Origin of the sequence: Holdemania massiliensis AP2, assembly GCF_000327285.1 — a bacterium.
Taxonomy (GTDB): Bacteria; Bacillota_I; Bacilli_A; order Erysipelotrichales; family Erysipelotrichaceae; genus Holdemania; species Holdemania massiliensis.
In genome coordinates, this window is sequence record NZ_HE998567.1 from 1,326,599 (window position 1) to 1,340,417 (window position 13,819).

Annotated in this window: 12 protein-coding genes; 3 read left to right on the plus strand and 9 right to left on the minus strand. The window is 44.2% G+C overall.

What is annotated here, in order from left to right; all coding sequences use genetic code 11:
- Positions 1-843 precede the first annotated feature (843 nt).
- The 5 genes from BN162_RS06215 to BN162_RS06235 form a co-directional block, all read right to left on the minus strand.
- Positions 844-2,808, minus strand: coding sequence for a M56 family metallopeptidase (locus BN162_RS06215; RefSeq protein WP_020224223.1), 1,965 nt, complete (start codon positions 2,806-2,808; stop codon positions 844-846).
- Complete coding sequence (locus BN162_RS06220; protein WP_020224224.1) at positions 2,805-3,191, minus strand: BlaI/MecI/CopY family transcriptional regulator; 387 nt, start codon at positions 3,189-3,191, stop codon at positions 2,805-2,807. The genes BN162_RS06215 and BN162_RS06220 overlap by 4 nt, the downstream gene beginning before the upstream one ends.
- 475 nt (positions 3,192-3,666) lie before the next feature.
- Positions 3,667-4,458, minus strand: coding sequence for a gluconate 5-dehydrogenase (locus tag BN162_RS06225; RefSeq protein ID WP_020224225.1), 792 nt, complete (start codon positions 4,456-4,458; stop codon positions 3,667-3,669).
- A gap of 50 nt (positions 4,459-4,508) precedes the next feature.
- Complete coding sequence (gene kduI, locus BN162_RS06230) at positions 4,509-5,351, minus strand: 5-dehydro-4-deoxy-D-glucuronate isomerase (RefSeq protein WP_020224226.1); 843 nt, start codon at positions 5,349-5,351, stop codon at positions 4,509-4,511.
- Between the two features lie 69 nt (positions 5,352-5,420).
- Positions 5,421-6,404, minus strand: coding sequence for a helix-turn-helix transcriptional regulator (locus BN162_RS06235; RefSeq protein ID WP_020224227.1), 984 nt, complete (start codon positions 6,402-6,404; stop codon positions 5,421-5,423).
- Between the two features lie 188 nt (positions 6,405-6,592).
- On the opposite strand from BN162_RS06235, the gene BN162_RS06240 reads away from it, so the two are divergent.
- Positions 6,593-7,732: a hypothetical protein gene (locus BN162_RS06240; protein ID WP_147612148.1), complete on the plus strand. Its 1,140-nt coding sequence runs from the start codon at positions 6,593-6,595 to the stop codon at positions 7,730-7,732.
- A 118-nt stretch (positions 7,733-7,850) separates the two neighbouring features.
- Positions 7,851-8,144, plus strand: a complete 294-nt coding sequence (locus BN162_RS06245) for a hypothetical protein (RefSeq protein WP_020224230.1) — start codon at positions 7,851-7,853, stop codon at positions 8,142-8,144.
- A 135-nt stretch (positions 8,145-8,279) separates the two neighbouring features.
- Here BN162_RS06245 and BN162_RS06250 read toward each other — a convergent pair whose 3' ends face one another.
- The 4 genes from BN162_RS06250 to BN162_RS06265 form a co-directional block, all read right to left on the minus strand.
- Positions 8,280-10,853 carry an ABC transporter permease gene (locus BN162_RS06250; protein WP_020224231.1) on the minus strand — a complete coding sequence of 858 codons (2,574 nt, stop codon included), beginning with the start codon at positions 10,851-10,853 and terminating at the stop codon, positions 8,280-8,282.
- Entirely contained in the window at positions 10,850-11,533 is a 684-nt protein-coding gene (locus BN162_RS06255; RefSeq protein ID WP_020224232.1) for an ABC transporter ATP-binding protein, read from the minus strand. The genes BN162_RS06250 and BN162_RS06255 overlap by 4 nt, the downstream gene beginning before the upstream one ends.
- Positions 11,534-11,618: 85 nt before the next feature.
- Positions 11,619-12,614: a sensor histidine kinase gene (locus tag BN162_RS06260; protein ID WP_167539995.1), complete on the minus strand. Its 996-nt coding sequence runs from the start codon at positions 12,612-12,614 to the stop codon at positions 11,619-11,621.
- A gap of 3 nt (positions 12,615-12,617) precedes the next feature.
- Complete coding sequence (locus BN162_RS06265) at positions 12,618-13,304, minus strand: response regulator transcription factor (RefSeq protein WP_020224234.1); 687 nt, start codon at positions 13,302-13,304, stop codon at positions 12,618-12,620.
- 180 nt (positions 13,305-13,484) lie between these two features.
- Here BN162_RS06265 and BN162_RS18730 point away from each other — a divergent pair, with 180 nt between their 5' ends.
- Complete coding sequence (locus BN162_RS18730) at positions 13,485-13,796, plus strand: hypothetical protein (protein WP_147612149.1); 312 nt, start codon at positions 13,485-13,487, stop codon at positions 13,794-13,796.
- The last annotated feature ends 23 nt before the right edge of the window (positions 13,797-13,819 follow it).

Below are 13,819 nucleotides of genomic sequence, written 5' to 3' on the forward strand. Positions count from 1 at the left end.
TTAGAAATGAAGAAATGTTTTACGATCTTCTCTGTTTACATGATTAGTATATCCAAATTCTGTGTGCTGTTCATGGAAGCATCGTGAACTTTTTGTGAAATATCATGAGTCAGAAGTTTTGTGCAAATTACGAACAGATACAGGATCAGAGTTTATCAATTCCATAACGAATTAAATAAATCTCCTGCAGCTAATTCGGATGGATCTACATGCATTCCTAAAAATAAACAACTCCTGTGGGGGGAGCAGAAGTTGTTTTGTAGGACACATTTTTTAGAAGAGGGAAATTTTAAATTATGATTCAGGGTTTTTGGAAAGTTCTTTTGCTGCAGCTGTACTGCTGGGAAATGGTACACCTCCTTTCTTGATGATGCTATTATAGGAAATCGTCTTGAACGTCCCGTGCCTTTTTCGTGAAAAGTCCGTGAGGAATCATTAAGGAAAGCGAACGGAAATCCGACCTTTTCGTAAGAATTTGCGATCGCAAAAAAAACTGCACCGGGGAAAGTGCAGCTTCTTTCACCCTTGAAATCAGGGGAGGGATTTCACAGGGTTAAGGTTATTATTTTTAAGAGAAGAGGGAAAACTTATTTTATTTCTATTTTGAGAAGAGGAAAATATAATTACTTCAATGCTGAGCTTGGATGCCTCCTTTCTTGTTGCTTGTATTATAGGAAAAAATTATGGGATTAGAATGGTTTTTCCGTGATCGTTCCGTGATGATTTATTACAACTTTTTAACAAATTTCTGTGGAAATTCTAAAGCTGGCTGTTTCCCTTTTTTGATTCTTTTGACCTCTTCATTAAATAATCTCGATTTATTGTAATCAAGTCGTGTATGTTTCAGTATTTAATTACATCCACCCAGATCATACCATGATCAAGTTTGAATTCTTTTAAGATCAACTGTCTTAAATTTTCAGCCAACAGAGCATGATCTTCCCTCTCAAGATTATTCAAGCGATTGTTTATGATCCGGTCTACCTTTTCTATTAAATCAGAGACCTGCTGAAGCTGCTGCGTATTTTCTTCCTGATCATAAAATTTGTAATAAGCTTGTGCCGCTATTCTTGCTTCATCATTTTTGCAAATTGAACTAATTGGCTGATAGAAGCCAATGCCAAATCCATAAATCTTAAATCCATCTGCCGTAGTCAATATATAACTGGTTCCTTCCTCAATTTTTATAAGTTCCATGATTTCTTTATAACTCATGGTTTGCAGTTCTTCCCATGTCAAATCCAACGATATATCAATGGCAGGCTGATTTTCATCAATTCTGAATGCGTCTATGGAAATTTGCCGAACACTAAATAATGTGTCTTCAGTCAACTCTGCGAATAACTGTTTTATAAAACTTAAACTTGCCTCTCGATCATTTTTATAAAGAAAAGCCTGAAGCTGTTCATCGGAAAGTTCATTAAAATAGTTGTTGATTTCCTCATTGAATATTGAATGCAATTGACTGCATTGCTCAAAAGTAATTCGGTCGTTATCTCCATCCAGAATATAGGCAATCGTAATTATACGATTTTGATTAATATTGGAATCCCAAATCTTAGATGAAATTGTAGAAACTTGAGGTAAAACAATCTGCTGAATCATATTAGGATAAGCCATAAGGCTGTCTAAAGCAAATCCTTCAGCTCGGATTACTTCAACTTGTTTTTTCATTTTTTCTCGGAATTGATTCAAGGTTAAGTTTTTATTTTCAGAAATAAACATTTCTTCAAATTCCGATTGTTTTTGATAGCCTTTCAGCGTATCCGCATTTACATAGATCATTTGATTTTCAGCTCTTGCATTAGCCAGAGGTGCAGCCAAAAAATTGCGGATTTCCTTTTCTTTTATCACACAGCCTGTCATCATCACCAGCGCAGCTGCAATCAAGACTTTTTCCCAGTTCAGTTTAAAATAATTCTGATTCATGATTAATGTTAAACGTTCCTGAATTTGCTTCGGCCTTAATCCAAAACCAGTGGACAATAGTGGGAGCTGTCCTTTGCCACGGGCCTGTTTGATCAACAAACTGCCGTACTGATGTCTTTCTTCCAACGAACAGTTTTTGATTACAGCTTCATCGCAGGCTTGTTCACAATATTGATTCAAATGTATTTCCAGCAAATAAACGACGGGATTAAACCAATAGATAACCCGAGTGATCAGACATAACAACCGCACCCAGCAATCGTTTTGACGAATGTGGATTAATTCATGCGTGAGAATTAGTGACAGTTCCTCAGACTCCCATTTTTGATCGGGTAATATGATTGTTGGACGGATCAGCCCCATAGCGCATGGCGTTGCCGTATGCCGGCAGATCACTAAGCGGAGCTTTCTTTTGAGCTTCAGCTTGATCTGAAGCTGCCGCAGTAATTCCATCGATGACGCCTCTGCTGGTTTTGACCAGCGCTGGATCATCTTCAGGCTCTGGTGATTGCCTATCAGATAGATCGCCAATGCGGTCGCAGCTCCGCCTAACCACAGCAAAGTGATGATCTGATTTCCATTCACATTCAAACGTAGTGAACTGAAGCTAAAGGAACTGGCGGCGACAGAAGAGACTGGCGCATCAGACGATTCTATCCAGATTTCCGCCAAAGGCAGCGTCTTTATTGGCTCCGTAACCACCGGAGAAACAGGCAGTTGAATTTGAACGGGAACCAACAAACCCAGAAGCAAAATAATACAAATCCAATAAGCCGTGCGAGAGGATTGCCGAGAGGAACGACGAAGTGCGAACAAAATTATCAGAGTTAACAAGGAATGCGGCAGACAATGCCGAAATAACAGTTCTGTCAGCCTCATCCATCGGTCTTCCGTTTCGTGTCCAGCCAAGCCTGCATTTGATCTAATTCCTCATCTTTTAACACTTCGCCATCATAAAAAGCATTCATTAGGCTGATCCAGCTGCGCTGAGAATAGCGCTGACGGAAATCCTGACTTTCAAATTGAAGATATTCATCTTCTGTGATCAATGGATAATACGTTCTTTCCTTACCCTTTTTCTCAGTAGACAAATAACCGCGCTCAACCAGTCGGGATAGTAAAGAAGACAGTGTCGGAACCTTCCATTCCTTTGTTTGTCTAAGCTCTTCCATCAGCATGGAGCTTGTCAGCGGCGGTTCTTTTTCCCAAACAACTTTCATGATCTCAAATTCTGCTTCGGGGAGTTTGCGCAGTAATTTCATTATATCCCTTCTTTCTATCCATATTTTACATTTGTCTAAAATAGATGAAATTCAGATGTCAAGATTGTATATAGGATCATCTTGAAAACAGAAAAAAACTGCACCGGGGAAAGTGCAGCTTCTTTCACCCTTGAAATCAGGGGAGGGATTTCACAGGGTTAAGGTTATTATTTTTAAGAGAAGAGGGAAAACTTATTTTATTTCTATTTTGAGAAGAGGAAAATATAATTACTTCAATACTGAGCTTGGATGCCTCCTTTCTTGTTACTTGTATTATAGGAAAAAATTATGGGATAAGAATGGTTTTTCCGTGATCGTTCCGTGATGATTCATTACAACTTTTTAACAAATTTCTGTGGAAATTCTAAAGAACGCCTAGATTCAGAAAAACATCAAAAACAAATCGTTAAAAACAAGAAAAACGCTCCCCTTTTTCAGGAAAGCGTCATTCTGTGTCATCTTGAAGATAGAATAATTATTGCGGCTGCTTGCCGATGTAAGCCAGGATACCGCCGTCAACATACAGGATATGACCGTTGACGAAATCCGAAGCATCTGAAGCCAGGAAGACGGCAGGCCCCATCAGATCTTCCGGCTTGCCCCAACGTGCAGCCGGTGTTTTCGAGATGATGAAGCTGTTGAATGGATGGCCGTCAACGCGCAGCGGAGCTGTCTGCGGTGTTTCAATGTAGCCCGGGCCGATGCCGTTGCACTGGATGTTGTATTCGCCGTATTCCGAAGCGATGTTCTTCGTCAGCATTTTTAAGCCGCCCTTCGCTGCAGCATATGCGGAAACCGTTTCGCGGCCCAGCTCGCTCATCATTGAACAGATGTTAATGATCTTGCCATGACCTTTCTTGATCATTCCCGGAATGACTGCTTTTGATACGATGAACGGACCGTTTAAGTCAATGTCGATGACCTTGCGGAAATCCGCAGCCGCCATTTCCAGCATTGGAACACGCTTGATAATACCGGCATTGTTGACCAGAATGTCAATGACGCCGACTTCTGCTTCAATCTTCTTAACCAGCTCATTGACAGCCGCTTCATCGGTAACGTCGCAGACATAGCCATGAGCGGCGATGCCTTCTTCCTGATAAGCAGCCAAGCCCTTGTCTACTAATTCCTGATTGATATCGTTAAAGACGATCGTTGCGCCGGCAGCTGCAAAGCCGCGGGCGATATTGAAGCCGATGCCGTAAGAAGCGCCGGTGATCAGAGCAACCTTGCCCTGCAGAGAAAAACTGTTCATAAAATTTTCCATATTTTTATTCCTCCTGTTTTTTCGTTGACTTATTTTTTTGATCTTCTGAATCAGCGCAGCTGCGTTGTTTCGATGTTGTCCATATCATCAAAAGCCTTGTTTTCGCCGCCCATGGCCCAGATGAACGCATAGTTGCTTGTACCGCAGCCGCTGTGGATGCTCCAGGACGGAGAAATGACTGCCTGTTCGTTCTGCATGACGATATGCCGGGTTTCCTTGCCTTCGCCCATCATGTGGAAGACGACATTTTCCTGCGGAATATCGAAATAGAAATAAACTTCCATCCGGCGCTCATGCGTATGTGCCGGCATTGTGTTCCAGACACTGCCTTCTTCCAGACGAGTCAGACCCATCGACAGCTGGCAGGTTTCCAGCACATCCGGATGAATAAACTGATTAATCGTTCTGGCATTGGAAGTTTTCAGATCGCCCATCGGACGTTTGTTTGCATCCTGGATTGAAATGAAGGTTGTTTTGCATGGCTTATGCGCCGGGGCGCTGACCATATAGAATTTGGCCGGATGAGCGGCATCATCACTGGCAAAAGTGACCTCTTTTGTTCCCATCGTGATATACAGGCAGTCCTCATGCCCCATTTTGTATGTGACGCCGTCGGCTGTGATTGTACCTGGTTCACCGATGTTGAAGATTCCGATTTCCCGGCGTTCCAGGAAATAATGTGTGCCGAAGTTTTTCCAGCAGTCAATGCCCTTATCAATCGAAACTGTTTCATTGACCGGCATGCAGCCCAAGGTTACCATCCGATCGACATGCGAATAAACCGCTGTGACTTCATCGGCTGCAAACAGATCCGTAATCAGAAACTCATCCCGAATTTCATCCGTGGTATAACGCTTGAAGTCCCGCTGGTTAGCAGAATAACGAATATCCATTGTTACGTCCTCCTTTTTCTTTCTGTCCCTATCATAACGCATTTCCTTCAACTTGTATACAAGTTTCTTCTATTTTTTCTCATCTTTTTCATATCTGGCTAAAACATCCCTGAAAATCATCTTGATTTCATCCCGGACTTCAGCTGGTTCCAGAATTTCCAAATACTTCGCATACTGCATTGCCAGATAGATAATCCCTTCCCGGCTGCCTTTCACCCGTGTGATAAAGTGTTCCTCATCTTTTATGACAATGCTGATTTCCTTGCCAAACTGATCAACAATATCGTCTAAGATGCGCTTATGGCACAGCAGCATGAAATCCAGAACTTCCCCGCCGAACATGTGGATTTTAGTTTTGGCATATTCATACGGATCATCGATCTGTTCCAACCGCATTTCATATCGTTCGCCTTTTAGAATATTCCGGATTTTATCCACACGGTAGTGACTGAAATTCTGATATTTTTCATGACGTGCTACCAAATAAGTTTTCTCATTCTCATAAACCAGATAAACCGGCTGTACGACATACGGATGATCACGGCGGGGTACTAACTGCAGTTTCTCATTATACTGAACATAATCAAAGGTAACCGTACGTTTTTCCTCAATCGCTTCCAATAAAATCTGCAGACTTAAAAAGAAATCTTGATTGTCTTTTTTACGCAGATTATCAACATAAATTCTTTGATGATATTTCTGCCCAACATATTTGCTCTGCGTCATCAGAAGTTTTTTAATCAAAGCATTGGAATGATAGCGCGGAATAAAATTTGATGCATGAACGGCAGAACACAAAAGCATGATTTCTGATTCTTCAAAATCGCGTTCATTCAGATAATATCCCTGACCGTTTTCCTGATACGTACTGATATCATAACCAAAATCAATCAACATTTGAATGTTGGCATACAATGTCCGTCGATCAATCGTGCATTGATCCTGCCGTGACATTTTCTCCAAAATCGCTGAGGCACTTAAGGGATGCTGCGCGTCGCTTTCTGTCTTTAATATTTGTAAAAGACTCAGGATGCTTACTTTTTTATCTGCCATGTTGTTCACCTCTGATTCCATTATAAAGGTGTCAGTTTTTTTGTACATCCTAATCGCTATAATTAACTCAAAACAAGGAGGGATTTCCATGATTCAGTTCATTTTTGCCGCTATTGTCAGGATGAAATCCGGACAATCGGTCTTAAGCTTGGATAACAGACAAATAAAATCAACGAGGTCAGATAGAAATGTCTTTGGAATCAAAGCGAACTAGAATGAAATCCGGATTTCTCTTTATTTGTACTGTTATCCGAAGCTTATTTCACAACCACTCATCATTCAGAAAAAAAGCTGAACTTTCCTCTCAACCTTTGTCCCCAACTCCTCTTGTGCGAACTGGGATAGCAACGCTTCCTTTCCCCGTCAAACCCGGCGATTTAGTGTGGTGTTTGATGCCCTTGAGTGAAAAGGAGCTGAAAACAGTTCCGGAAGGGCATCGAATTAGGCCTTACTGGATCGCACAAGTCAAAAACAATCACGTCATGGGTTTTTATTGTTCTTCCAAACCGATCAAACAATGTGCAGAAAACTCCATTTTTGTGATTTCTGGTGAGGTTACAGGTCTTTGCCGCTCTTATGTAGATTTGCGTCAGCTTCATCCGATTCCGTTTGATTATCTGCTGGAATCAATCTGCTTTATTCCTGAACCAATTCAAAATCAAGCCAACAAATGGATGTTTTTGCAGCATCGTAAAGATTCAAAAAGACAAGATCAGATTTTTCCTGTCACACTGATGCCCTATCCTGGTGATATCCTAAAAAATAAGGGCGTTGTCTTGCGTTGTGATGAGCAATTTTATACTGCTATTAAAATGGCCGCGAATCAAAACCTAACGGGCGGCATTAAAACAAGAAATCAGTATCTTTCCTTAATTCATCAACCCATTCATAGTTATTTCACGGCCAGTTTTAAGGCTGACGAACTTGTCGGTTTGGCTGATTCCAGCACTGTATTCCGATTGGAAAAAAATCATTCGAAGCAGAAAAAACAAGCCAAGGATAAAGAAAAAATGTACCAAATGCAGCCTTCCCGCTTTCGCTGCGGTGAAATATTAAAGGACTTGTATGATCAGGAATATGTTTTTCTCTTTGCCGCCAATTCCCACCATTATGGTTACCCCTTAGATGATTTCATTCCGATCCAGCTGACTTGCCTCAGCAAAAAGCTTTCATCTTCGTTCATGCATTTGCCCTTAGAAGATCTAATGACAGATCTGCAGTCTTTAAGCGAGCATTTGGAAAAAACGCCGTTTATAGCGATTCTGAAGCATCTTCAGAAAAAGCTTTATTCCCAACCTGAGCCATGTCGTTGCCTGCTTCATGGCTAAACTTGATCTCTCCATGAAGTATACCCTGATCCTACATATTGATTCAAAAAGACGAGGCTGGTAAATTTTTTGTCCAGGCTGTTTGTTATACTATGCTCATAAATAAGGAGGCATATCTATGAATTACATTACGATTGTTGGAGTCCATCATTTTTTTGGTACTGAACTCTTTAAGGTGGGTCAGACGCTTTACGGTATAAAAGAGCCGGATAACGTATTTGACAGCGAAGCGATCAAGGTTGTAACGGAAAGTGATATTCCCTGCGGCTACATTGCCAACAGCATTCATACTGTGGCAAAAGGCTGCCATTCAGCAGGACGGATTTATGATACCTTCGATGATCGTTGTTCGATGAAGGTTCTGTTTATCGTGAAAGACGTGGTGATTGCCGAGCTTCTGCCCCAAGAATAAGGCTTTCCTCGGCCAGTCTGTCACGATTCAACGTTCCTTGCACAACGCCGATCCTTCCTGCCCAGTGTTTTAAAACAAACGAAAAAGGCAGAGATCCATTGAAGAATTCTGCCTGTTCGATGAAAGAAAGGTTGTCTAATTTTCTTCTTTCAGCGTTTCAATAATACTTTCCCTGCGGATTTTATGCGTAGCATAATTCATCATCGCCATCACCATCAGGATTAAAATTAAGCTTCCGCCTAAAATCATCATCCAAGGCATATCGAAGGAAAACAGGAAACTGCCTGACATCAGATTGTAATGCAGCAAATGAATCAGAACGACACTGATCGGAATGCCGATCACGGCCGCAGCCAAACCGTAGAAGATACTTTCCAGACGGATCATTCGATTGAATTGTTTTTCCGCCATGCCCACCGACCGCAGCATTGCAAATTCTTTCCGCCGCAGTTCCATATTTGTGGAAATCGTATTGATCACATTGACCAGACAGACTAAACAAATCAAGGTGATAAAACCGTAAACAAAGATGGAAACAACGATCAGCAAGGTTTTTTCATCCTTCTGATTCTGAACCGGACTGTAATAGCTGAAGCTGTGCGTCAAATTCTGTTTTCCAATTTTGTCGATCTGCTTCACCATCGCCTCCTGCCGGCCTTTCTTAGCCCGCAGGTACAGCTTGTCATTGTAGGTTCGCGAACCCTCGGCCTCCGTGAGGATGACTTCTAAATCCGAAGCCGGAATCAGAATGGAAAGCTGCCCGCTGTATTGGATATCCTGGGAATACAAATCCATCTGTGCTGCCAAAGCTAACGGCTTCACGGTCAGGACTTCCCCAGCGTCGCCGATATGCAGGGTGAGTTCATCCGGCAGAGTATTAAAATAAGGAATATCGAAATAACGGCGCTGACCGTTTTCGCTGATTTCTGAGCGGTAACGATTTAATACAATGCCATGCAGCATCTCCTTGGAAGAAGAATGCATCGCTGCGGCTTCAACATGATTTTCAGCCAGAATCTGAGCGTAGGTTTGATCATCCAGTGCAAACAAGATCACAGGATAAGGATCATTGATTGTATCCCAGGCTGAAACCAGCGGCAAGTTTGCAGTGTCCATTACAGCATAGGTGATCGTAATCCGCTGGGCGCTGGCCACTGAATCCAGCTGACGAATCTCTTCAAAGCTGTCTTTCTGCTCAATCAGTGACCGCGATGAATAATCAGTGACCCAGGCATCGGAGAGTTCGTCCTGATAGGTCAAGCCGACGGCCTGAATCATCATCGTTAAGATAGACGATACCGACGTAAACAAGATCAGACTGACCGCCAGCGACAAAATCGTCGACCAAGCCTTACGGCCGCTGCGCTGGATATTTTTTAAAGCCAGTTCACCTTCCAGACCGATAACTTTTCGTACGCCTCGGCCTAACCAAAGATGATGGCGCTTAAGCTTGATGTCCTGGGACTGCCGAATTGCCTGAATCGGCGTCATTCGGGCTGCTCTTAAAGCTGGCAGCCAGCAGGACAATAAAATCATGACTACGGAACAAACGACGGTTAATCCCACAGCAGACAAGGAAATCACCGGTTCCAGCGGAACGTCCGCTGAGATAAAATTCATTGACTGCAGCATCGGATTGACAATTTTTAACGTCACAGCCATTCCGCACCAGCCCGCAAAAAGTCCAATTGGAACTGCGATCAGGGCAATCATGAGACCTTCCTGAACGACGCACCAGAATTTCTGCCGGGCTGTCGCACCGATGCTGGCCAATAACCCAAACTGCCGGCTGCGTTCTGCCAATGAGATCGCAAAGGCGTTGTAAATCAGAAAGATCGATCCGGTAAGAATAATAATCAAGGTTAAAACAGCAGCTGAGGCGACCATGAAAAAGTAGGTATTATCCCAGAAGGGACCACTGAACCGCAGCACATTTTCATTCACAGCGAAATTCGGATACAGCTTGGATTCCAGCTGCGGAAAATTCTTCTGCGGTGCCTGACTGGCGTTTTTAAACTTCAGATAAAAAACGGGATTTTCTAATGCTGTAGTCTCCGCTTGCTTTGTGAAGGCCGTATAGCCCGGCGCCCATCGGTATTCCAGCTCAGACCGTTTCATCACGCCGACGACTGTATAGCTGCGTTCCGTTGTTTTCACGATCATTTCCGATTGTTCGGGATCAAAGGGATTACTTTGATTTAGCGGATGATCCGGGTCTTCACTCAGGATTCGTTCCCCCAGCTGCAGTGTCACAGTCTGACCCAGCTGAAATTCAACGCCGCCGTTATAGCCGACATGTTCCGAAATTAAAAGTTCGTTTTCATTTTCCGGCAGCCGTCCGGTGATCAGCTGAATTCCCAAGTTTGCAAAGCCTTCGTCATCCAAGGCTCTCACAAACCAATAAGGCTTGAATTCATTCTGCCCTCCGGCTAATTCTGCATAACCCAAATCATCAGCCGAAAACAGCTCAGCCACCCGATTATCCGTCTTAATCAGCTCGATTTCCTGCGGACTCAACTCACTGTATGCCAACTCCCAATCGCCGGTTTCAAAGATTGCCTTGCGCTTAAGATAATCGAGAAAGGAAGTCGAAAACACGCTGACCGCCGTGATCATGGCGACAGAAATAATAATTCCCATGCAGGTGAACAGCGTTCGGCGGCGATTCACCCGCAGTGTTTGGCGAGTATATCGACGTAAAATATTCATTTTCGCAGCACCTCATCGGAAACGATCTGCCCATCTTCAATCGTGATGATCCGATCTGCCTGCAGCGCAATATTTTCATCATGCGTGATCACAATGCAGGTTTGATTGCGTTGTTTATTGGAAAAGCGCAGCAGCGTCATAATTTCCTGAGTATTACGGCTGTCCAGATTTCCGGTCGGTTCATCCGCCAGCAGAATCGCGGGATGATGAATCAACGCACGGCCGATAGATACGCGCTGCTGCTGACCGCCGGATAACTGATTCGGCAGCAAATGCCGCTGCTTCGTCAATCCCAGCTGCTTGAGCAATTCATCGACGGTTTCCTTATCGACTTTCCGGCCATCCAGAAGCAAGGGCAGCGTAATGTTTTCCTCCACTGTCAAAACGGGAATCAGATTATAAAACTGATAAATAAGCCCCACCTGACGGCGGCGAAAAACCGCAAGCTTTTCTTCCTTCAGCGCTGTGATTTCCGTTCCGTCGACGATAATCTGACCTTGGTTCGGGCGGTCAACACCGCCTAAAAGATGCATCAGCGTGGACTTCCCGGAGCCGGAAGGCCCGACAATCGCTACGAACTCCCCCTTGTTGACGGTAAAGCTGACATGATCCAGAGCTTTGACCTGCAGCGCGCCGCTGCCGTAGATCCGGCTGCAGTCACGGACATTTAAAATTTCCATCGTTGTTTTCCTCCTGTTGTGTTTACAGTATAACCTCACGGCATGACTGCCTTATGAAATCATGAGTGACAGGTTCGTCATTTTTTCAGACAATCTGATGCACAAAACGAATGACAAACCGCGATCCCCTTCCCGGCTGACTGAACACCTGCAGCGTCCCCGATTGTGCTGTAATGATTTGATAGGACATCGCCAAGCCGATGCCCACGCTGTCCGGCTTCGCGTTTCTGCCGCGGTAAAACCGTTCAAATAAATGCGGCAGGTCGGCAGGATCAATGCCTTCGCCATTATCCTCAATCACAATTTCATCAACGAGGGCGTTGTGCATGCACATGATCCGCACCTGACCTTGCTGGGCATGTTCAGCACAGTTGCGCAGGATATTCCCCAAGGCTTCAGCCGTCCAGTTTTCATCCAATGTCAGCGTGAAATCCGCAGGACAATCCAGTACCGTTTCTACGCCATAGCGCACCATCTCCGCCTCTGCCTGAGAAAGTGACCTATTGATTAAAGAACGCACCGTCGTCGGCTGCGGCATAAACTGAACGGCCCGAGCTTCCAGCTTGGCCATTTTTAACAAAGACTGAATCAGCCAGCGCATCCGCGTCAGCTGAGCGGCGATCAAACGCAGAAATTCCTGCCGCTGCGCCTGTTCCATCTGCGGCTGCTGCATCAGATCGACCATCATCATCATCGAGGTCAGCGGTGTTTTCAGCTGATGGGAAATATCGCTCAATGAATCGGATAACAGCTGCTGCTGAACCTGCAGCTGTTCCGCACTTTCTCTCAGCTGCACCGTAACCTTATAAATTTCACTGTGCAGGATGCTGAGTTCGCCTTCTTCATAATCCTGAGGATTCATCTGATATCGGCCTTCCCGCACCTTGCGCATCTGATCATTCAGCTGCCGCAGCCGATGATATCGCCAGGCAGTAAACAGCCCAAACGCACACAGCAGCATCAGCGCTTCGCTGACGCACAGCACAAGCATTTCAGTGGAAGCCGCTCCGGCGATCAGAAAAAAGGGCAGGCACAACCCCAGACAGCCTGCATAAAACAGAACGATTTCTTTATTTCGCATCATTTATTCCCCCATTTTATAGCCTAATCCGCGGATGGTTCGAATCAGCTGCGGATGCGTCGGATCTTCCTCCAATTTTTCCCGAAGCCGTTTGATATAAACTGTCAGCGTATTGTCATTGACATATTCCCCGCCTAAATCCCAGATCGCTTCAAACAGCTGATCCCGCGTCATCACCTGATTGCGGTGGGTGGCTAGGATCAGCAGCAGCCGATATTCCATTCCGGTAAGGAAAATTTCCTGATTGTTTTTAAATACTCTGGCAGCGATGGTATTGATACTCAGATTTTGATAATTGATCGTGGTTTCCGCCTGTTTTTTTCCAGACCGGCGCAGAACTGAGTTCATGCGGGAAATCAGCTCGCGGACCCGAAAGGGTTTCGTAATGTAGTCGTCTGCTCCTAAATCCAGTCCCATGACAATGTTCACCTCATCGTCGCAGGCAGTCAGAAAAATAACCGGAATTTCTTTTAAGCGGGAATCTTCACGCATCCGCTTGCAGATCTCATACCCGCTGCCATCCGGCAGTGTTACATCCAACAAGACAAGATCAAAGTTTTCCTGTTCGATCAGCTCCAAACCCTGAGCTTTGGTCATTGCTGTCATGACCTGATAGCCTTCCTGACTCAGCGTGTATTGCAGAGCGGTTAAAATCGCATTGTCATCTTCTACGCAGCATATTTTATTCATCTTTATCACCTGGTTTTATTATAACCGATCTCTGCAGTCTGCACATGACGAGTTCGTCACATTGAAACTGACAAATTCATGACAATGACGGGAAGACGATTGTTGTAGACTCAAAATTCAACTATAATTAAAATAACAACGAAGCTGACAAAGCGCGGATTTATGAAAGAAGGGAAACCCATGTCAAAATGGAAGAAAGGTTTAAGCAGCTGGCCATGTTCCGTCCTTTTGATCACCGCCGTGCTGAGTCTGCTGATCTTTTTGCCTCTCACCCGAAATCTCCGTCAGATTCTGATGGCTTCTTCCTCCATCAAGCCGATACATTTCTGGCAGATGGAAATTCAGAATAGCCAAAAGAAAAAACCGAAATTCTTTTTCAGCCATATACCTTTGAGGATCAGACCTTATTTCAGGCCATCAGCGAACGCAGCTGTCTGCTTGTCTCCATTAACGATCAGGCATTTCAGGTCATCCTGCCCAATCAGTCTTTGACTTTGCACGAAAACGATCAGCTG